The organism is Endozoicomonas sp. ALC020 (assembly GCF_049275935.1).
Lineage (GTDB): Bacteria > Pseudomonadota > Gammaproteobacteria > Pseudomonadales > Endozoicomonadaceae > Endozoicomonas_A.
In genome coordinates, this window is sequence record NZ_CP184830.1 from 911,978 (window position 1) to 935,832 (window position 23,855).

Annotated in this window: 4 protein-coding genes; all 4 read left to right on the plus strand. The window is 50.0% G+C overall.

What is annotated here, in order from left to right; all coding sequences use genetic code 11:
- Positions 1 to 161: 161 nt before the first annotated feature.
- The 4 genes from ACOJUO_RS03340 (at position 162) to ACOJUO_RS03355 (ending at position 23,747) form a co-directional block, all read left to right on the plus strand.
- Positions 162 to 746: an RING finger domain-containing protein gene (locus ACOJUO_RS03340; RefSeq protein WP_422138898.1), complete on the plus strand. Its 585-nt coding sequence runs from the start codon at positions 162 to 164 to the stop codon at positions 744 to 746.
- 217 nt (positions 747 to 963) lie between these two features.
- The gene (locus ACOJUO_RS03345; protein ID WP_422138899.1) at positions 964 to 8,457 is read left to right on the plus strand and encodes an AAA family ATPase; all 7,494 of its coding nucleotides are present in this window, start codon (positions 964 to 966) and stop codon (positions 8,455 to 8,457) included.
- Positions 8,458 to 8,595: 138 nt separating this feature from the next.
- Positions 8,596 to 16,146, plus strand: coding sequence for an AAA family ATPase (locus tag ACOJUO_RS03350; protein ID WP_422138900.1), 7,551 nt, complete (start codon positions 8,596 to 8,598; stop codon positions 16,144 to 16,146).
- Positions 16,147 to 16,286: 140 nt separating this feature from the next.
- Complete coding sequence (locus ACOJUO_RS03355; RefSeq protein WP_422138901.1) at positions 16,287 to 23,747, plus strand: AAA family ATPase; 7,461 nt, start codon at positions 16,287 to 16,289, stop codon at positions 23,745 to 23,747.
- The last annotated feature ends 108 nt before the right edge of the window (positions 23,748 to 23,855 follow it).

Sequence of the window (23,855 nt, forward strand, 5' to 3'; positions counted from 1 at the left end):
ACCAGCCAGTATCCAAATTGAACTTTCCCGGCCTTTGAAAGTCCCATCATACTTGAATGGCATCGTAATAGCTTTTCACAGGGTGAGTTATAAAATTTGGGGAACTTCTTTGCCGGTTTTTTATCTCATTATTAACTATTAACAAGGGTGGAGTTTACTTTATGACAATAGGTGTTGTGGATGAGTGTCTAATCTGTTACAGATCTTTTGATGATAATGAAGCTCTTCGATGTAATGATAAAGTAGTTCTCCCGTGTCATGAAACTCATGTCTTTGGAAGAAAATGTATTGTCAGATGGTTTGAGCAATCCATGACCTGTCCTGTTTGCAGGTCTAAAATGCCGTTATCTTTTTCTGCTCCTTTTTTGCGTGATCGGGTAGTCAGAATCGTTACTAATACTATTGTCGGTGCTGCTGCCTCTGCTCTAACTGCGGCAACTCTTATTGGTTCCTATGGCATTATTAATGTTGGCCGTGGCTTGGCTGGGACTGATAATGTCATGACTGCTTTGGCTGCTGGTGTACATACAGCTATTGTATCTGGAGCTTTTTTTGGATTGGGAAATAGCCTGGCTGACTTAAGACCTCTCGCGTTCTTTGGTGGGGCTATTTGCTTTCACGGTGTGCCTATAGCTTTTGAAACTTATGGCTACATTACTGCTTCTCATGTTGCTGGTTTTTTGGCTAGTTCATTCGTTGGCTTTGGTTGTCCTTTCATGAATATTGATGGTGAGTTTACGATTTGAACTGTATTCAGGCTCTGTGCCATGATCGTGGCCCATGCACCTGAAGTCTGACTCATTGGACAGCTGATAACCGTTAGCTCCTGATGAGTTTTTCGAGACCGTTGACTCCCCACAATGGCAACGGACCAATATCCAAATTGAACTTTCCCGGGCTCTGAAAGTCTCATTACAAAAGAGTTTCAATTCAGTCCTTCAGATGCTAATAGGGAGATTAACAGTGGATGGTCAGATGGTTGGAGAAATTAACAAACCCGTTCCGGCTGGTAGCATGCCTGATCGTGGCGCGCGTGATAGTAACCCGTCTTATACTGGCATGCCAGCCAAGAGGCCAAGGCTGGATTTAGATTTACCGCCAAAAGTTGAAGCTGTCTGCTCTGGTTTCGCTTACCAACTGAATCTATCGTCATCTCAGATTATGACACCTGACAGGGCGAGAGCCGTATCCTTAACGGATTCCCCGCTCCAAAATAACCCTCACGCCTTCGATTTCCGTTTTGTCGCCAGTGATGATGAGGTTCGACAGCTTTTGGCTGACCAGACCCGCGATAAAAATCGCGATGTCACGCTTATTTCCCAACCCGATGACCTTGCACAGGCTAACCTGGTGAGCCGGTTGACCATTGCCGACAATGGTCGCCACGCTTTGCGCCCAGGCAAGCTCTTTGAAGGTTCACTGCCATTGACCCTGGTGATAGATATCCGAAAACTCACCAGTGAGGATCTGCCAAAATTTAACGATCTGCTGGACCCGGATAACCCCTGTCTATACGACAAGGTCAGCCAGAAGAAACGCCCTCTGGGAGAGCATGTTTCTCTGCTGGTTCTGGCAGCCCCTGCACAGCTGGCAGCGGTAGGCCAGTGTGACGACGCGCCCGCGGTCGGCGCACCGGGAGCTGATTTCTGGCGGCGAATTAACCGACCGGGCAATAGCTGGCAGTTCCAGGCTGAGACTGGCAACGACCCATCGATGGACATTGACGGGGCTCCCCCGCTATTGCCTGAATTCCCCAGTGCCGAAAATGCTATGGACGACGACACTACTGTTGTTATTGACTGCCACTTGCACAACAACTGGCGGCAGTTACTGCTGGGTGGTCCCGGTGTCGATCAACAGGGGCGAATCCAGCACATTCCTGGCAGGCTTGAACAGTTGACATCCGGACAACGGGTGATACTGAAAGGCGCCGACTGGCAGAATCTGACCTTTGAACAGACCATACGACAGATGCTGGCGCAACAGTGCTTTGAGAGCAATGGGGAAGTCTGTCCGTTACCCGACGATGTTCAGTTTTATCAGATGCCGGTGGGGAAGGACGAGCTTCATTCGCTGTTCCAAAGCCAGCCTAAAGAGCACGCCGCAGAAAACCCGATCATCATTAACCAGGGGAATATCACAGAATGGCTGAGCCCCATTGCCATTACGCCTGAAGGCTATGCAATCCCTAACACCTGCCTGTTGGAACAGATCAGGGCGGGGGGTGTCGTCACCGTAACGTCTCCACTTACTGAAGCTCTCTGGTTTCATTTGCTGGGTTCATTGCAAACCCTTCGCGAGACCACCGGTCTGGAGCCCCGACTCCAGGTGGCCCATTCAAGACGGCAGCCGAAAGCCCTGGGATTGGCAGAAAACGATGGGCGCTTTCTGTCCAACCCACATAAAAAAGTCACAGGTTACGCCACCTTTAATACCTTCACTTATCAGCAACATGCCCAGGCCAGTCATTGGATTAATCATCAGCCACAAACCCCTCTGGTCATTCAGGTTAACGAACAGACTGGCTTCAGCCAGCTATTTGATAATATCCATATTACCTCGGAACAAAAGGCGCATTTCGGACGACGTCTGAGTCAGTTGCAGGAGGCATTGATCGCTGGCAAACCGGTGGTATTTCGGGGGCTGGAAACTAATCCAGGTCTTCAGCAGCTCCTGGAACCCCTGGTTGTCGGGCAACCGCTGTTGGTCAATGGCCGGTTACAGGCCTTCCCGCACGCTCATGTCACAATGCTCTGGCCTGGGTCTGCGAAAACCCCATCTTCAGTATTCACTTCATTGGTTGCTGCGGGTAAGCCGTGCCCTGTAATCAACCTCTGGGACATCAATGCCCGCAGACATGAAATCCCTCGGAATGAACTACCAAAACGAGCACTCAATGAACTTTACGAGGCATTTAAAACCGTACCTGAAGACCTTTGTAACCCTCTGCCTGAAGTGACCGAAGGTTTGTTGAATAACCTGATACTGGCCGCCCGGCGGGCACAAAAGGTGGACCAGTCCCCACAAATCCTGCCCTGCCACTGGCGCAAGGCCATTGATAGCGTTATCACTCATGGCACCCGTCAGCATCGGCCCGTGCGGGATTTTATGAAAGTGGCTTGTTGGCACTTGTTACCGGATAAAACACCTGATGCTCACAGGAAGCCGGATCAAGCCGCCTCGGTAGACCTGGATCACTTGAATGGCATCCTCAATAGTGTCTCGCAGTTGGATAGAACGGTTGTAGAACACAACTTTTGGGCACTGGCCCGAGCCTTTGACCCGGCAGTATTTAATGGAGAATTACAACTGTCCTATGGGAGCCCATTTCCAGCCTGGGGTAAAGAAGACTTTCTCAACAGGCTCAGTGCCATGATCGTGGCCCATGCAGCTGAAGAACAACGAGATGCTATAGCGTACCAGTTGAAAGTCGATCTGGCGGCAGCAGAGCCCTGGCAATCCTTAGCCATCAGACCAGCAAGACAGATTAAACGTTTGCAGGATGCACTGGCTTCTGGCTGGCAGTTAGCTTTGTCATCAGGGCAGACCCGAGCCGATGCCATCCACGGCCTCGCCAGCGATTGTTTTCATATTGCCAGAACAGCGAATTCTGAGGCAGAACGCATCGAACGCATAGAACATCGACTGTCTGAATCACTGAAATGGGCGGGTTCCGCTGATGAGCCCCTGTCAGCACTGGCCCGGGATCTTTATCACGGTGAGATGAATCAAAAGGATCGTGAAAGCCGTCGCTTATCCCGACTCCATGACCGGCTTAGCGACTCTCCCGTTATCTTTCTGCAGGGAGAAACCGGCACCGGAAAAAGTTACTTTTCTGCCAAAATAGCCAGGGCTTCAGGACAAGCTTCAGTCATTTCCATCGGACCTTCTGACAGCGAACAGACCCTGATGAAACGCTGGCAGTGGCAACAACACGCCGATGGCGACCGCTCTATGGCGCAGCAAAACCGGACATTGATGGAATGGGCCAAGACCGAACCCGATAAAGACAGTGGTTATGTTGGAGGTAACTACATCACTCTGGTGCTGGATGAGGCTAACCTGGCCCAGGCCGGACTGCTGGCGTCACTGAACGGCTTGTGGGAACCGGAACCCTGCATCTATGTGAATGGTCATCCTGTCAAGGTCAGCGAAAAACACCGGGTGATTCTCACCGGCAATCCCGATCATTACTCCGGACGCCAAATGGATCCGGCCTTGAAAGAGAAATTGCCCGGGGCATACTACCCTCGGTTAGACCGGGCATTCCTTCGGGACAGAGTGGTGGAACCGGCTCTCGTCAATCAGTTACAACGGCATCTGTCAGGGCAACCAATAAACGACATTGTAAAAAGTGCTACCGAGAGTGTGATGACACTCTGGCAATATTATCCGGAACTCTTGCCAGACCATGAGTTTACCCCCAGGGATTTAACGGATATCTGCAGCTGGGTGGGCTGGTATCTGGATCGTGCGCTGCCCGAAGGTGACAATGTTACCCCTCAGCAAATAAACAGTTTGATCCAGCAAAGTTTTCGGGATGTACTGGGTCCCGAAATCACCGAGACTCATCAGGATGCACAGCTGGCACTGGAAATCTGGTTTGTTGCCCGTTACCACCCGGACAACACTCTGCGCGACAGAGTTCACAACTACACCCTGCCAGCTATTCAGCAGGCCTTCAGTACATTCAGCAAAGAAATCCGGCCTGAGTTTGATACCTCCGGATCGGCAGTCTGTGAACTGGTGCAGCAGCTTGGGCAGGATTTAAGCCGCAGTCAGCAGGCTTATCATCACAACAGAAAACACGGCGGTCGTCAGGCAACGCTGATTGAAGGCCCGGCTGGACGGGGTAAAGATGCCACGCTGAACCTGGTGATTGAAAGCGTCAGAAAGCAGGCTAAGCAACAGGGAGAGTCCATGCCGGAAGTTTTTCTCCTGAATGCCTGTGATTGTTCCTGGGACAAAGTGTGTGAAGCGATCCAGAAGGCAAAAGTCGATGGCGGTATCCTGGTCATTTCGGAAATGAATCTGATCGACAGCCAGCATCTGGAAGGTGAGTTAAACGATATTCTGGCCGGTGACGCTCATCCGGGTTTTCACCTTTTCGCCACCATCAACCCACCTGAATACAGCGGGCGAAAACCCTTATCACCGGCGCTGAAAGGACGTTTCAGACATTTGCCGATCCGCCAGTATAACCCAACCGAATTGCAGACCATTGCCGAAAAAGTGTTGCCACGGACCACGGAAGGGAAATTTGCGGCTGAAAAGCTGGCTCAGCTGCATTGTCGATTGAGGGCTGACCTGAAACGGAAAAGCCTGCCGTTACAGCCCACCAGCCTTGATTTACAGAATGTCGCAAAAGCTGTTACCAGAGGGCACGATTTTTCCGAAGATAGCCTTCATCAATGCCTCAATCAGCACTACCGGCTTTATCTGATGGCCGCCAACCTGTCGCTGGAGGAACTGCCCGGGTTATCAACGCTTGCCATGGCTGAAGGGGCGCTGGCTCCTGATTTGTGCCACTGGCTCAACGAAACAGTACCTAAGATAGGACGCCCGTGGTTGATACGACTCAGTCATCGCAACAGTACGGATGAAAAAAACCATGAAATTTGTATTAACACTCAATTAAGCGAAGAGGCAGCCAAAACAGAAATCATCAGGAGGGTGGCCCAGGCCCGGTGGCAGGCATCCGGTCTTTCCCTGAAGCCAGACAAGTCAGACAATATGCTCACCCAGTCAATATACCGACGCTGGCAGCATTGCTGGTTTGCTCGTGAGTTTCACAAGACGGGCGTGGACGCCAACCAAGTATTTCATCTTTGGCAAGCACAGGAACAAATGCTGAAATTATCGGCTTACGAGCCTTGTCTCAAGGAAGCTGATCGGCAAATAGCGGCATGGAACGCCAATGCAGTTCAATGTTGGCCTGCGTTCTGGCACCGGTTGAAGGATGTGCTGGACCATACTAACGAAACCTTGGCTGTTGACGCTGACAACAAAGCCGGACAATACAATCCGGAAGCCATCGAGAAAGAGACAGAGGCATTAGACCGGAACACTGACGAAGACCATCAGGAGGTACAACACCATTACGATTATATAGTTTTTAATACCAGGAATGTTCCTTGCCACATGTATCGTTATTGGGCCAAAGATATTCATGTGACCGTCGAGGGTGATGTCAAACGAATCGATCTTAGTGATAACCGCACGCTGGGGGTCGAAATACTCAGGCCGACCCTGTTAAAGCAGAACCAGCCAGTGACAGTAGCCAAGGGTCAGACGATGGGGGCCCTCGACTTAAAACCGGGCAACAGTCATCATGCATTGCCCAGCATGACGCCAGACGACTATATTGTGGCACTGCGTCTGGAACCCGAGTTACCCTTTGCCCTGGTCAGGGACAAATATACCGGGCTTCACACACTCTCTATTCCTGAGGCCGAAGCCAAACAGAATATTAAAGTGGATTATGTCGTAGAACCCAGGAAAACGGAGCCCCGTGCAAAAGAATTAACATGGTTTGACACCCATTGTTCAGAAGGTATGAAAGCAGTACTGAACGAAGTGTTTAATAACATTGGCAAACAACCAGCCGAAATACGCTTTCCTTTGTGGAAAATAAAACACTCTGAAAACACCAGCCAACGAATTGAGGCGATCACGGATTATTGCCGACAGTTTTCCGGCCAGAGCAAACCAGAGCCCGGTAAAAATTTCTTTGAATTCCTCGTAACACAGCGGCAAGGTAGCTGTCGTCATCGTAGTTCTGTTTTTGTGGCTTTTTGTCGTTATTTTGGGATTCCATCCCGGCAAATCAGAAGCCTTTTACACAGCTTTGTTGAATATTGCCCGGATGGAGATCAGACCTGGAAGTCAGTGGATTTGGGTGGGTCATATCTTCCGTTCACAGTAATTGCCCCTGACTTCCAGGGGAATGACAGTCAGCCTACCTTGGAAGAAAACGTTTACAACATTGAGATCAGGGGACTCCTGAAGGATCTTTTAAAAGGGGCTGATTTAGCACAACAACAAGCTCTTGCTAAAGCCTGTGGTATAAGCCTTGAGGAGTTGAACAAAGCCGTTGAGACAGACAGTGCATTGCCAGAAGCCAATATAAGTCTTTTTGAAGCAGTACAGAAACTTTGGCAGGAAAAAGATTTGCCCGGTTTTTCCATGGGCGTGTCAACGTTAAAGGCCTCGGGGACGAGAGCCCTGAGACATTGTGAGAAGCGATTGATCGGAGTTATCTATGACCATGAGGGGAATGCCTGTAAACCGATGTCGGAAGCAGTAAGGGCAATATTGTCCAACGGTCATTCCGATCAGGCCATTGAACAACTCAGGTTATTGCACTCAAAAATGATTGTTCAGGGCGGAGCAAGCCCTCTTGATTGGTTGAGTTCTATAGTGGAAATAATCGAGAACAGTGACTTGGCCAACCCTTCGGTTATTCACTTTGTCCACGAAGCCCTGAAATCGGGTTGGCTGGAGCCACTGCCGACCTATAAGAGCCCTATTATGAAGGCCGATCATCATTATAAGCTATTGGTGCGTCTCGCAGGTGTCCACAAACTCAGGGCTGAAGCCACCCATCAGCTGAAAAAGTGGTATCAGACACTCTTGTCCAGGGAAAAAAATAGCCAGGTATGGCGGGTGGCTTATAGAGACCTTCAGGGAAGAAAAAGTGATGCCATGTTCGTCACTCATTGTCATGATGGGGTTTCGTCATCCCTTGAAAAAAATATGCTCAATCCATCTGTACAGATCGACTGGGTGCACGAACCTGAGGGTGTTCCGAATATAGAACGAATGCTGGTGCATCAGCCGGCATTTGTGAAGTTAAACTCGGGCAAGGCTGGCTATCGTCCGGTGATTACCATGGGGCAACCTTCCTGGGACAGCGAGGTGTTTAATGAAAAAGTTGAAGCCCTGTTGCAACGAAAAATTGAGAACAGCCCGGAATTGAAGGCGCTGTTGGAAGACATTAAACAATATAAGAAAAGACGTTTTGCTACCACAGGCAGTCACGAACCCATTTTAAAGTGCCTTGAGCTGTCATGGGATGACGAAAGCTTTTTGGGTACTTTAAAAAACCAATGCAGGCAGGCGATTCAGCAGGCGTTCAGTCATTACCTTTATGAAGTGACGCACTTAAAAGGCAGTCGTTTAACCTATTGTTGGGCTGACGCTTCCATCGCAGACTCCATGAATTCAGACTACTACGGCGCTCATGATCCATCTTCACCAGAAGAGCTGCATGCAATGATATGTAAAATTGAGAGCTCTTTCTGTTTTCAGCAGCCAGTGAAGGATGCCCGCCTGCTGCAGCAGGCACACAACGCCAGCAACGCACTGGTGCTCAAATCCGATGAGCTGACAACCATCGCCGAAGAGTTTTTGAACAGTGTGAATTTGAACTCGCTGTGTGAGTCATTGGATACGTGATAAACGTTTGGTTTCAAGACCGTTGACTTCCCACTATAGCAACGGACCAGTACCCAAATTGAACTTTCCCGGCCTCTGAAGGTCTTATCATTAAAGGGATTCAATTCAGTCCTTCAGATGGTTGTAGGGAGATTGACTATGGATGGTCAGATTGGTGGAGAAATTAACAAACCTGTTCCGGCTAGTGGCTTGCCAGCCAAGAGGTCAGGGCAGGATTCAGATTTAATATCAAACGTCAAAGCTGTCTGCTCTGGTCTCAATTACCAACTGAATCTATCGTCATCTCAGATTATGACACCTGACAGGGCGAGAACCGTATCCTCAACGGACTCCCTGCTCCAAAAAAAACCTCATGCCTTCGATTTCCGTTTTGTCGCCAGTGATGATGAAGTTCGACAGCTTTTGGCTGACCAGACCCGCGATAAAAATCGCGATGTCACGCTTATTTCCCACCCCGATGACCTCTCACAGGCTAACCTGGTGAGCCGTCTGAGCATTGCCGACAATGGTCGTCACACTTTGCGCTCAGGCAAGCTCTTTCAAGGTTCACAGCCATTGACCCTGGTGATAGATATCCGAAAACTCACCAATGAGGATCTGCCAAAATTTAACGATCTGCTGGACCCGGATAACCCCTGTCTATACGACAAGGTCAGCCAGAAGAAACGCCCTCTGGGAGAGCATGTTTCTCTGCTGGTTCTGGCAGCCCCTGAACAATTGACATCGGTTGGCCAGCATGGCGGCGCGCCTGCGGCCAGCGCACCGGCAGCCGACGCTCCGGGCGCTGATTTCTGGCGGCGAATTAACCGACCGGGCAATACATGGCAGTTCGAGGCTGAGACTGGCAATGAACCATTGATGGACATTGACGGGGCTCCCCCGCTATTGCCTGAATTTCCCAGTGACGAAAATGCTATGGACGACGACACTATCCTGGTTATTGACTGCCACTTGCACAACAACTGGCGACAGTTACTGCTGGGTGGTCCCGGTGTCGATCAACAGGGGCGAATCCAGCACATCCCTGGCAGGCTTGAACGATTGACGTCGGGACAACGGGTGGTACTGAAAGGCGCCGACTGGCAGGACCTGACCTTTGAACAGACCATTCGACAGATGCTGGCGCAACAGTGCTTTGAGAGCAATGGGGAAGTTTGTCCGTTACCCGACGATGTTCAGTTTTATCAGATGCCGGCGGGGAAGGACGAGCTTCATTCGCTGTTCCAAAGCCAGTCTAAAGAGCACGCCGCAGAACACCCAATCATCATTAACCAGGGGAATATCACAGAATGGCTGAGCCCCATTGCCATTACGCCTGAAGGCTATGCAATCCCTAACACCTGCCTGTTGGAACAGATCAGGGCGGGGGGTGTCGTCACCGTAACGTCTCCACTCACTGAAGCCCTCTGGTTTCGTTTGCTGGGTTCATTGCAAACCCTTCGCGAGACCACCGGCCTGGAGCCCCGACTCCAGGTGGCTCATACAAGACAGCAGCCGAAAGCCCTGAGATTGGCAGAAGACGATGGGCGCTTTCTGTCCAGCCCACACAGTAAAGTCACTGGTCACGCCACCTTTAATACCTTCACTTATCAGCAACATGCCCAGGCCAGTCATTGGATTAATCATCAACCACAAACCCCTCTGGTCATTCAGGTTAACGAACAGACTGGCTTCAGCCAGCTATTTGATAACATCCATATCGCCTCGGAACAAAAGGCGCATTTCAGACGATCTCAGAGTGATTTGCAGGCGGCATTAACCGCTGGCAAGCCGGTGGTATTCAGAGGGCTGGAAAGTAATCCAAGGCTTCAGCAGCTTCTGGAACCCCTGGTTATTGGGCAACCTCTGTTGGTGAATGGTCAATTACAGGCCTACCCACAAGCCCATGTCACAATACTCTGGCCTGAGTCTGTGAAAAGCGCCTCTTCAGTATTTAATTCGATGGTTGCCACGGGTAGCCGGTGTCCCGAGATTGATCTCTGGGATATCAATACCCTCAGGCATAAAATCTCCCGGGCAGAGCTGCCAGAACAAGCACTTCACTCACTTTACGAAGCCTTTAAAACCGTACCCGGTGGCCTTTGTAATGCTCTGCCTGAAGTGACCGAAGGGTTGTTGAATAATCTGATACTGGCTGCCCGGAGGGCACAGCAGTTTGACCACTCCCCTCAGCTCCTGCCATGCCACTGGCGCAAGGCCATCAATAGCGTCATCACCCATGGCACCCGACAACATCCGTCCGTCCATGATTTTATGAAAGTGGCCTGTTTGCAGTTACTGCCGGATGAAGATCAAGCCGCCTCCGTAGACCGGGATCAGTTAGCTGCCATCATCAGTAGCACCCCTCGACTGGATAGAAACTTTGTCAAGCGAAACCTGTGGCAACTGGCCCGAGCCTTTGAGCCGACAGTATTTATAGGTACCGAATTAAAACTGTCCTATGAAAATCCATTTCCAGAGTGGGGTAAGAAAGAAGTTATGGACAGGCTCTGTGCCATGATCCTGGCCCACGCACCTGAAAAACAACGAGATGTTATAGCCTATCAGCTGGCAGTCGATCCGGCGGCAACAAAGCCCTGGCAATGCTTAGCCATCGAGCCAACAAGACAGATTAAACGTTTGCAAGATGCACTGGCTTCTGGCTGGCAGTTACCTTTGCACTCAGGGCAGACCCGATCCGATGCCATCCACGGTCTGGCCAGCGATTGTTTTCATAGGGCCAGAACAGCGAGTTCTGAGGCAGACGGCATTGAACGCATAGAAAATCGACTGTCAGAATCACTGAAATGGCAGGGTTCCGCTGATGAGCCCCTGTCTGCACTGGCCCGGGATCTTTATCATGGTGAGATAAGTCAGAAGGATCGTGAAAGTCGTCGCTTATCCCGACTCCATGACCGGCTTACGGACTCTCCCGTTATATTCCTTGAGGGGGAAACCGGAACCGGGAAAAGCTACTTTTCCGCCAAAATGGCAAAGGCTTCAGGACAGGCAACGGTGCTTTCCCTTGGACCTTCTGACAGCGAACAAACCCTGATGAAACGCTGGCAGTGGCAAAAGCACGCCGATGGCGACCGCTCTATGGTGCTGCAAAACCGGGCGCTGATGGAATGGGCCAATACCAAATCCGACAAAGACGGAGAATACATTACCCTGGTTCTGGATGAAGCCAACCTGGCCCAAACCGGATTACTTGCATCATTGAACGGCTTATGGGAACCGCAACCCTGCATCTATGTGAATGGTCATCCTGTCAAGGTCAGCGAAAAACACCGGGTAATTCTCACCGGCAACCCGGATCATTACGTCGGGCGCCAAATGGACCCGACCCTGAAAGAGAAACTGCCCAGAGCTTATTACCCACTTTTGGATGAGGCGTTCCTTCGGGACAGAGTGGTGGAACCAGCTCTACTCAATCAGTTACAACGGCATCAAATAAACGACATTGCACACAGTGCCAGCAAGAGTGTGATGGCACTGTGGCAATATTATCAGGAGCTTTTGCCCGAGCATGAGTTTACTCCCAGGGATTTAACGGATATCTGCAGCTGGGTGGGTTGGTATCTGGATCGTGCGTTATCCAAAGGCGACAGTGCCAGCTGTAAGCAAGTGAACAGTTTGATCCAGCAAAGCTTCCGGGATGTACTGGGTCCCGAAATCAGCGAGACTCAACAGGATGCCCTTTCGGCACTGGAAATCTGGTTTGCTGCCCGTTACGAACTGGACAACACCCTGCGAGACAGAGTTCATAACCACACCCTGCCAGATATTCTGCAGGACTTCAGAACATTGACCAAAGAAATCCGACCTGAGTTTGATACCTCCGGATCGGCAGTCATTGATCTGGCGCAAGGGCTGGGACAGGATTTAAGCCGCTGTCAGCAGGCTTATCATCACGACAGAAAACACGGCGGTCGTCAGGCAACACTGATTGAAGGCCCGGCCGGACGGGGTAAAGATGCCACGTTGAACCTGTTGATTGAAAGTGTCAGACAGCAGGCTCTACAACGGGGAGAGTCCATGCCGGAAGTCTTTCTCCTGAATGCCTGTGATTGTTCCTGGGACCAAGTGTGTGAAAAGATCCAGAAAGCAAAAGTCGATGGTGGCATCGTGGTGATTTCGGAAATGAATCTGATCGACAGCCAGCATCTGGAAGGCGAGTTAAACGATATTCTGGCCGGTGACGCCCATCCGGGCTTCCACCTGTTTGCCACCATTAACCCGCCTGAGTACAGCGGGCGAAAACCCTTATCACCGGCACTGAAAGGGCGTTTTCGACATTTGCCGATCCGGCAGTACAGCCCGACCGAATTGCAGGCCATTGCCGGGAAAGTCTTGCCAGAGAATGAGCAGGGAAAAATCACGGCTAAACGGCTGACTGAAAAACATTGTCGTTTAAGGGCCTGCCTGCAACGCAAAGACCTGCCATTACAGCCCACCAGTCGCGATTTACAGAATGTCGCCATGGCTGTCAAAAGAAGAGGCGATTTTAGCGAAAAAGCACTTCATCAATGCTTCAATCAGCACTACCGGCTTTACCTGATGGCCGCCAACCTGTCGCTGGAGGAACTGCCGGAGTCATCGACTCATGCCATGGGCAAAGGAGCGCTTGCTTCTGATCTGAGCCATTGGCTCTATCAAAAGGTACCGAACATTGATCGTCCGTGGTTGATACGACAGAGTGATCGCAACAGTATTGATGAAAAAGGCCACGAAATTCTTGTTGAGGCTGGTCTGGATAAAAAGCAAGCCAGGACTGAAATCATCAAGAGGGTGGCTCAGGCGAGGTGGCAGGCATCCGGTTTTTCACTGGCGCCGGATCAGTATAACGATATCCTCACCCGGGCACTGTACCGATACTGGCAGCATCGCTGGTTTCATCGTGAGTTCGGCCTGACGGGCGAGGACGCCAATTGCTTATTTCCCCTGACCAAAGAAGAGAAACAAACGCTGAAAATGTCGACCTCCCAGCCTTTTCTCCGGGAGGCTGATAAGTTGATTGGTGCATGGAAAGCCGACGCAGTTCAATGGTGGCCTGCCTTTTGGCATCAGATAAGTAACCTGCCGAACCATTGGCTTGACGATTACATGGATGAAAAGTTAGCGACTGACTCTGGTAATGCGCCTGAAAAACACTGTCTAAACGCTCCCTCGAAAAAAGATAAGGTACTGGACCGGAGAACAAACTATGAGTGCCTGAGATTGCCACTACTATACGATTTACCCGTTTTTAAAACGCAGAGACCCACTTCCCGTATGTATCGTTGGGAGGCAAAGGATATTTGTGTGACTGCCAGGGGCGATATCATACGGACCGATCTTAATGATCCACGCATTCAAGGTTTCGTAACCCTCATGCCGGACCGGTTACCAGGGCCTGACCAAGAAGTGATATTAACCAGCAACCAAACCCTGGCGTCCTTTAAGTGGACATCGAAGAAAGGTCAATTTGTGTTACCCAGCCTGACGCCTGACGACTATATCGTAGCCCTGCGTACAGAACCCGATTTGCCATTTAAACTGATCAGGCATCGGTATACCGGGCTTCACATACTGATTATTCCAGAAGCCAACACCGAACAGACTATTCAATTTACTTATGTCGTAGAGCCCAAAAAACCGGACGACAGTGTTTCGGCTGAAGAAGCCCGGCCAAAACAATCAATACGTTTTGACACCCACTGTTCAGAAGGTATTAAAACCGTGCTGGACGAACTGTTTTCGCCCGTAAAAGAGCACCCGGCCAAACTACAGATGAGTTTGCAGAAAATAAAAAACGCCAGACACACCCGGCAACGAATTGAGGCGATCACGGAGTATTGCCGACAGTTTTCGGGTAAGACTGAACCGAAGCCGGAAGAAAATTTCTTTAGATTCCTCGTCACTCAGCAGCAGGGTAGCTGCCGTCATCGCGCGCCTGTTTTTGTTGCTTTTTGTCGTTATTTCGGGATTCCCAGTCGGCAAATTCATAGCCTTACCCACGAGTTTCCCGAGTATTCACTGGATAGAGGTCAAACCTGGGAATCGGTGGATTTGGGCGGAGGGCCCGCACAGGTAAGAGAAATCAAATCTGAATTCCAGCCCACCAGGCAGCTCAGTAGTTCCGGCAGTGAGTCAAAGAGGTTTAAGGATCTTCTGAAAGGGGCTGATTCAGCGCAACAAGAAGCTCTGGCACAAGCCATTGACAAGAATCCTGAGAGACAGAACACAGCCCTTGAAAGAGGTAGTGCCTCATCAAATCCATTTAAAGTCACCTCCAAAATGGTGAGGGAACTTTGGAAGAGAAAAGATTTGACCGGATTTTCCATGGGCGTCTCAATTTTACTGGATATAAAAGCATTGAACAATTACGAGCTGGCATTGGTTGGTGCTGTGCATATAAAACACGGGGCGAGTACCTATAAACCCATGGTGGAGGCAGTAGCAAAAATATTGTCCGACAGTGATGAGGACCAGGTCACTGAACAACTCAAGTTACTCCATTCAAAAGTGATTGTTCAGGCCGGAGAGAGACCTCAGCAGTGGATGAGTTCCATGGTGGATATACTGAACGGCAGTGACTTAACCAGGCCTTCGGTTATTCAACTTGCCCTCGCAGCCCTGGAATCAGGTTGGCTGGATCCACTGCCGGAATACGACCACAAGATTAACGGGGTCCGTGAACAGCATGAGCTATTGTTACGCCTTGAAGGCGTTGATGAATTAAAAGTTAAAGCCACCCATTGCCTGAAAAATTTATACAAGCAGTTGTTTTCCAGAGAAAAAAACAGTCAGGAATGGCGGCTGAGCTATGAAGACTTCCAAACGAGAGAAGATGCCTGCCTGATGACCCATTGTCATGGTGGCTTTTCGCCATACCTGGAAGAGCTGATTGTCCGTAAAGCTTTACAAGACGCCTGGACGGACGAACCTGAAGGCATTCCGAATATAGAGCGGTTGCTGGTACACCATCCCGCGTTTGTGCGATTAAACTCTGGCAGGACGCTCCACCGACCGGTGGTTATCCTGGGGCAACCTCGCTGGTACAGCGAAGCAATGAGTGAAAAAACCGAAGCTCTGCTTCAACTAAAAGTTGAGAGCAGCCCGGAATTGAAGCGGTCGTTTGAAAAAGTCAAACAGTACAGGGAGATTGATAATGAATACGACAAAGCTCTGGCTGACCTGGATAATTGGTACAGTGATCATTCAAGCCATGAACAATCAATGCTTCCTGATCAGCAATGCCAGACTCGAAAAGAACAATATGAGAAACAAAAACTTGCTATCAAAAGTCATTACAAACCCCTTCTGGATTCCATTGGGCTGCAACACCGGGAAAAAGGGCTTGTACGTGATCTAAAAATCAAATGCAGGCAAGCGATTGGGCAGGCCTTCAGTCATTACCTGTATGGTTTGACGCACTCGAAAGGCGGTTCCTTGACCCATTGTTGGGCCGAAGCAATTGTCAGTGACCAGATACTTAGAATAAAATGGTATGGCACTCATGATCCATCCTCACCGGAAGAGCTGTATGCCATGATGCAATTAATTGAATCTTACGAATTTCCGTCATCTGCCAAGGATGCCTATTTAAAACAGGCACTCAACATCAGTAACGCTCTGATACTCAGGTCCGATGATCTGACCAAAATTAATGAAGAGTTTTTGAACAGCGTGAATTTGAATTCGATTTATGAGTCATTGGATAACTGATAATCCTGATTGATGCCATTGCCCTGCGTCTAACTAACCCAATGGAACTTTCCTCCCGCCTGAAGGTCACATAAGTACTCAACCATACGAAATCAAACCATTTCAATGCAGTCCTTCAAATAACAGGAGCGAGATTTACCGTGGATGGCCAGATTGGCTGGAGAAATAAACAACCCTTACCTGATTGCAGCGTGCCAGACAAGAGAGCAAAGCTGGATGCACCGTCAAGGATTGCAGAGGTCTGCTCAGATGTAACTCCCAGACTCAATAAATCATCAGCTCCGGGGATCTCGCCTCACCAGACGAGAAGCGTATCCTCAGCGGATTCCTCGCTCCAAAAGACCACTCATGCCTTCGATTTTCGTTTTGTCGCCAGTGATGATGAAGTTCGACAGCTTTTAGTGGCCCAAACCTGCGATGAACAACGGGATGTTATCCTTATTTCCCGCCCCGATGACCTCTCACAGGCCAATCTGGTGAGACGGTTGAGTATTTCTGTCGATGGCCGCCACAATCTGGGTTCTGGCAAGCTGTTCGAAAGTCCACAGCCACTGACTCTGGTGCTGGATATCCGAAAACTCAGCAGCGAAGATTTGCCAAAATTTAACGATCTGCTGGACCCGGATACCCCCTGTCTATACGACAAAGTCAGCCAAAAAAAACGCCCTCTGGGCGAGCATGTTTCTCTATTGGTCGTGGCAGATCCTGAACAGTTGGCATCGGTTGGTCATCGTGACGACGCACCCGGCGCTGATTTCTGGCGGCGAATTAATCGACCGGAAAATAGCTGGCAGTTCCAGGCCCAGACTGGTAATGACCCATCGATGGACATAGACGAGATTGCTCCATTATTGATTGAACTCCCCCCTGCCGAAAGCGCCATGGACGACGACGTTACCGTTCTTATTAACTGCCACTTGCACAACGACTGGCGACAGTTGTTGTTGGGCGGCCCCGGTGTGGATCAGCAGGGACGAATTCAGCATCTCCCCGGCAGGCTTGAGTTATTGAGGGCCGGACAAAGGGTGATTCTGAAAGGGGCCAACTGGCAGGATCTGGCCTTTGAGCAGACGATTCGACAGATGCTGGCGCAACAGTGTTTTGAGAGCAATGGGAAGGTCTGTCAGTTACCGGACGAGGTTCAGTTTTATCAGATGCCGGTGGGTGAGGATGAGCTTTATTCACTGTTTCAGAGCCTGTCTCAAGAGCACGCACCAGGAAACCCGGTCATCATTAACCAGAGTAATATCACAGAATGGCTGAACCCCATTGCCATTGCTCCGGAAGGCTACGCAGTCCCTAACAGCTGTCTGTTGGAACAGGTTCGAGCAGGTGGTACGGTCACCGTCACGTCTCCCCTCACTGAGTCGGCCTGGTTTCGTTTGCTGGGTTCATTGCAGACTATTCGAGAGACAACGGACCTGGAGCCGCGACTTCTGGTAGCCCATTCAAGACAGCAGCCGAAAGCTCTGGGATTAGAAGAAAACGATGAACAGTCTGTGCCCAACCTGCAGGAAAAAATCAGAGATCAGGCCACCTTTAGTACCGTCACTTATCAGCAACACGTCCAGGCAAGTCGTTGGATAAATAAACACCAGCCAGCACCGTTGGTCATTCAGGTCAATGGACAGACCGGCTTCAGCCAGCTATTTGATAATATCTATATCACTTCGGAACAAAAGGCCCTTTTTGGACGAGATCAGAGTGACTTGCAAAAGGCATTAACCGCTGGCAAGCAGGTTGTATTTCGGGGGCTCGAATCTAATCCAACACTTCAACAACTCCTTGAACCCCTGGTTTTTGGCCAACCTCTGCTGGTGAATGGCCAGTTACAGGCCTACCCACAAGCTCATATCACAATACTCTGGCCTCAATCTGCGAAAAGCCAATCTGCAGTATTTAATTCGATGCTTGCCATGGGTAAACCCTGCCCTGAGGTCAATATCTGGGATATCAATGCCCTCAAGCATGATATCCCCCGGACTGAGCTGCCAGAACGAGCCCTTAACTTGCTTTACGAAGTGTTTAAAACCGTACCTGCCAACTGTTGTAACCCTCTGCCTGAAATGTCCGCAGGCTTGTTGAATAACCTGATACTGGCTGCCCGGCGAGCACAGCAGGTTGACCGCTCACTTCAGCTCCTGCCCTGCCACTGGCGCAAGGCCGTCGATAGTGTCATCACCCATGGCCTGCGGCAGAGTCTGCCGGTGCGTAATTTTATGAAAGTAGCTTGTTGGATGTTGCTGCCAGATGCTCCCGGGAAGCGGGATGAGGATCAAACTGCCTCGGTCGATCCGGATCAGTTAAATGAGATCATCAGTAGTGCCCTACGGTTAGACAGAGAGTTTGTGAAGCAGAACCTGTGGCCGCTGATCAGAGCAGCCTCTGACCCTGGAGTCTTAAAGCAATTGCAACTGTCCTATTGCGATCCATTTCCAGAGCAGAGCAAAGAAGACGCTCTGGACAGACTCTGTGCCCTGATCGTGAGCCATACCCCTGAAAAACATCGACAGGCAATGGCCTGTCAGTTGGCAGTCGATCCGCAGGCAGCAGAACACTATCAAACCTTAGCCTTAAGGCCATCAAGACAGATTAAACGTTTACAGGATGCACTGGCCTCCGGCTGGCAGTTACCTCTGCCCTCAGGGCAGACCCGATCCGAAGCCATTAAATCACTGGCTGCTGATTGTTTTCAGATGGCCAGAACCGCGAATTCTGAAACAGAAGGCATTGAACGTATAAAACATCGACTGTCTGCATCACTGGCATGGCAGGGTTTGACTGATGAGCCCTGGTCAGCACTGGCCCGGGATCTTTATCACGGTGAGACGAGTCAGAAGGATCGTGAAAGCCGTCGTTTATCCCGACTCCATGACCGGCTTACAGACTCTCCTGTTATATTCCTGCAGGGGGAAACCGGCACCGGGAAAAGTTACTTTTCAGCGAAAATAGCAAAAGCTTCAGGATCGGCTGCGGTGCTGTCCCTTGGACCTTCTGACAGCGAGCAGACCCTGATGAAACGCTGGCAGTGGCAGCAACACGCTGATGGCGACCGCTCTATGGCACAGCAAAACCGGGCGCTGATGGAATGGGCCAAGACCTCACACCCCAGAGATGGAGGCTATGTTGAAGGAAAATATATCACTCTGGTTCTGGATGAAGCCAACCTGGCCAAAACCGGATTGCTGGCGTCATTGAACGGCTTATGGGAACCGGAACCCTGCATTTATGTGAATGGTCATCCTGTCCCGGTCAGCAAAGAACACCGGGTGATTCTCACCGGTAACCCCATTCATTACGGCGGACGCCAGTTGGATTCTGCCCTGAAAGAGAAACTGCCCAGGGCTTACTATCCTCGTCTGGACCAGGCTTTTCTTCGGGACAGAGTGGTGGAGCCGGCTCTGCTCAATCATTTACAACGGCATCTGCCGGAGTCTCGGCAAATAGACGACATGGCACGCATTGCCACCGAGAGCGTCATGCTACTCTGGCAGTATTATCAGGAACTGTTGCCAGAACATGAGTTTACCCCCAGGGATCTGACGGATATCTGCAGCTGGGTGGGTTGGTATCTTGATCGTTCGTTATCCGCAGGTGACAGGGTTAACTGCAAGCAAGTACAAGGTTTAATCCAACAAGGTTTTCGGGATGTGCTGGTGCCCGAAATCACCGAAACTCATCGGGATGCCCTGTCAGCACTGGAAATCTGGTTTGCTGCCCGTTACCAACCGGAGAACATCCTGAGCGACAGAGTTCGCAACAAGACCCTGTCAGATATTCAAGAGACTTTCAGTACAGTCACCCAAAAAATCCGACCTGAGTTTGACACCTCCGGAACAGCAGTCAGTGAACTGGTGCAACAGCTTGGACAGGATTTAAGCCGCTGTCAGCAGGCTTATCACCTCGACAGGAAACACGGCGGACGACAGGCGACACTGATCGAAGGTCCAGCCGGACGGGGCAAGGATGCCACGCTGAACCTGTTGATTGAAAGTTTCAGAGAGGAGGCCAAGCAACGGGGAGAGTCCATGCCGGAGGTCTTTCACCTGAATGCCTGTGATTGTTCCTGGGACAAAGTGTGTGAAGTAATCCGGAAAGCAAAAGTCGATGGTGGCATCGTGGTGATTTCGGAAATGAATCTGATCGACAGCCAGCATCTGGAAGGTGAGTTAAACGACATTCTGGCCGGTGACGCCCATCCGGGTTTCCACCTCTTTGCCACCATCAACCCCCCTGAGTACAGCGGGCGAAAACCCTTATCACCGGCGCTGAAAGGGCGCTTCAGACATTTGCCCATCCGGCAGTACAACCCGGAAGAATTACAGACCATTGCCGGAAAAGTGTTGCCAGAGTCCTTAGAAGGGACATTCGCCGCTAAAAAGCTAACAGAAAAACATTGTCTTTTAAGGGCTCACCTGCAACGCAAAAAACTGCCGTTACAGCCAACCAGTCGTGATTTACAAAACGTCGCCAGGGCTGTTATCAGAGCAAGGGATTTTACCGAAAACGGACTGAATCAATGCTTCCAACGGCACTACCGGCTTTACCTGATGGCAGCCAGGCTGACGCTGGAAGAACTGCCCGGGTCATCGGCTATTGCCATAAGTAACGAAGCACTTGATACCAGACTTTGCGAATGGTTTAACCAAAGGGTACCAGGCATTGATCGACCCTGGTTGATACGACGCAGTGATTGCCAGAGTATGGATGAAAAACGCCATGAAATTCGTATCAAAACTGATCTGAATGGAGAGAAAGCCAGAACAGAAATCATCAGGATGCTGGCACGTACCCGCTGGCAGGCATCGGGTCTTTCAGTGAAACCGGATGAGTCCGACGATATTCTCACCCAGACACTTTACCGACACTGGCAGCAACGCTGGTTTGACCGTGAGTATGGCCAGTTGGGCGTGGACGCTGATAGCGTATTTCCCCTCACGAATGCACAGAAACAAACGCTGAAAACGTCAACCAACCTGCCTTATCTCGAGGCGGCTGACCAGCAGATAAGGGCGTGGAAAGCCAGTGAAGTTCAATTTTGGCCTGGGTTCTGGCATCAGATCAGTGATCTGCTGAACCATTGTGCGCACGATTATACTCATCAGGATATAGTGATCGACAGTGACAAGGCTCCTGAGGAATGCATTTCAGAAGTTCGCAGGAAACAGGCCAATGCCCTGGACCGGGCCACGGACTATCAGCGCCAGAAGAAGAGAGTATTCGACAATTATAAAATTTTTGACACGAACTTCCCTTTCAACATGTATCGCTTGCGCGCGAGGGATATTAATGTATCTGCCAGGGGTGAGGTCGAGCTGACCGATATGGGTGTTCAACACCTGCAGGGGATCGAAATCCTTATACCCGAAGAATTACCGGGGCGTAACCAGGAACTGACGTTAGCCAAAAACCAGACACTGGCAAACTACAAAGCGTCATCAAACAATGGTCAATATGCATTGCCCAGTCTGACACCTGAAGACTATATCGTGGCCCTGCGTATAGAACCCGTTTTGCCATGTACCCTGCTCAGGGATCGATATACCGGGCTGCACACACTGTCTGTTCCCGAAGCCAAAGCCGGTCAGATTATTCAATTTACTTATGTCGTGGAACCCAGAGCGCCGAGCAAAAAAACACTGGCTAAAAAAGTCCAGCCAGCACAATCAATACGTTTTGACGCCCGCTGTTCCAAAGGTATAGAAGCAGTATTGAACAAACTGTTTGCTGAGGTTGAACAACAACTGCCTGAAATAAAGGTGCCTTTGCAGGCAATAATGAACGCAAAAAACACGACGCAACGCATCAGGGCGATCAAGGACTATTGCCTGAAGTTTTCCGGAGGTGCTGAACCAGCAGGGCATCATCTGAATTTCTTTCACTTCCTCGTAACACGGCGACAAGGCAGTTGTCGTCATCGGACGCCTGTTTTTATTGCTTTTTGTCGCTATTTTGGGATTCCATGTCGGGAAATGATCAACCATATCCACGCCTTTGCAGAGTATTCTGTGGATAGAGGCCAAACCTGGGAGTCAGTGGATTTAGGCGGGGCGCCTGGTGAGCTAAAAAAAATCCCATCTGACTTCCAGCGCACCAATAAAGTCAGTAGTGAGTCAAAGAAGGCGAGGGATCTCTTGCGGGGTCTTCTGGTGGGTGCTGATTCAGCACAACAACAAACTCTGGCTAAAACCTATGGTATGAGCCTTGAGGAACTTAACAGGATCATTGAGACAGGCGGTACATTACCAGGAAAAATCCAGAGTATCTGCAAAACGGTATTGAAGCTTTGGAAAGGAAAAGATTTAACCGGTTTCTCCATGGGTGTCTCAATGATAGAGTCGCTGGAGACAGAGGCATTGGGCTATTTCGAGCAGCAACTGGTCGGTAAGTTTATTTCTTGCGACTGGAGTTTCTGGCCGATGTCGGCGGTTGTCATAAACATATTATCTGACGGTGATGAAGTCCGGGTCATCGAACAACTCCAATCACTGCACTCAAAAATGATTGTTGAGGCTAAAGCACGCCCCCTGGAGTGGTTGGGTTCAATGGTGAATATACTTGAGCACAGTGACCTGGCCAACCCCTCGGTTATTCGCTTTGCCCTTAAAGTTCTGAAATTGGGTTGGCTGAAGCCACTGCCAAGGTACAGCGACGAAATTATTATGCCCCTTCAACATCACGAACTGTTGATGCATCTGAAAGGTATCGAAGAACTGAAGATTGAAGCTTCGAATTGCCTGAAAGAGTGGTATCAGTCTGTTCTGAAAAGGGGAAAACAAAGCAAGAGCTGGTGGTCGATTTATGAACACTTTCTGAGGAGAAAAGGGAATGACATGCTGGTCAGTCATTGTCACGAAGGGGCTTCGCCATCCCTTAATGATAAAATTGCCAATCCATCTTTAGATACCGCCTGGACGGATGACCCTGAGGGTGTTCCGAATATAGAACGAATGCTGGTGAACCAGCCCGCATTTGTGCAGTTGCACTCGGTCAGAGCCAGACACCGTCCGCTGATTATCCTGGGCCACCCTTTCCTGAGCAGCACATTAATTGATAAAAAAGCCCAGGACCTGTTGCAACTGAAAGCTAAGAAAAACCCTGATTTAAAGCGGTTATTGGAAAAAGTCAAACAGGATAATGTGGTCTCAAACCGAGGCTACATGAATGGTATTTACAATCGCTACAGACCCATTCCTGAGTCTGGTGACGTGTTACACAAGGACGCAGAGTTTGCCAGTGATATAGAGGACAAATGCAAACAAGCGATTCTTCAGGCCTTCTGTCAGTACCTGTATGAATTGACACACTCGAAGGGTGGTCGTTTAACCTATTGTTGGGGCGATGCTCTTGTCCGGTTTGTGAGCAATCGGAACTACTATGGCGCTCACGACCCATCTTCCCCGGAAGAGCTGTATGCCATGTTCTCTGAAATTGATCGATCCGAGTGGTTTGAGAAATCGGTTGATGATACCTACTTACGACAGACGCTGGGCGACAGTAACGCCCTGGTGCTCAGATCCGCAGAGCTGATAAAAATTACCGAAGAATTTTTGAATAGTGTGAATTTGAATTCGCTTTGTGAGTCACTGAATACTTGTTAAAGGTTTGATCATGATGAGTTTTTCGAGACTGTTGACTTCCCACAATGGCAACGAGCCAGTACCAAAATGAAACTTTTGTATTATTTGAAGGTCGAATAATTAAACAGT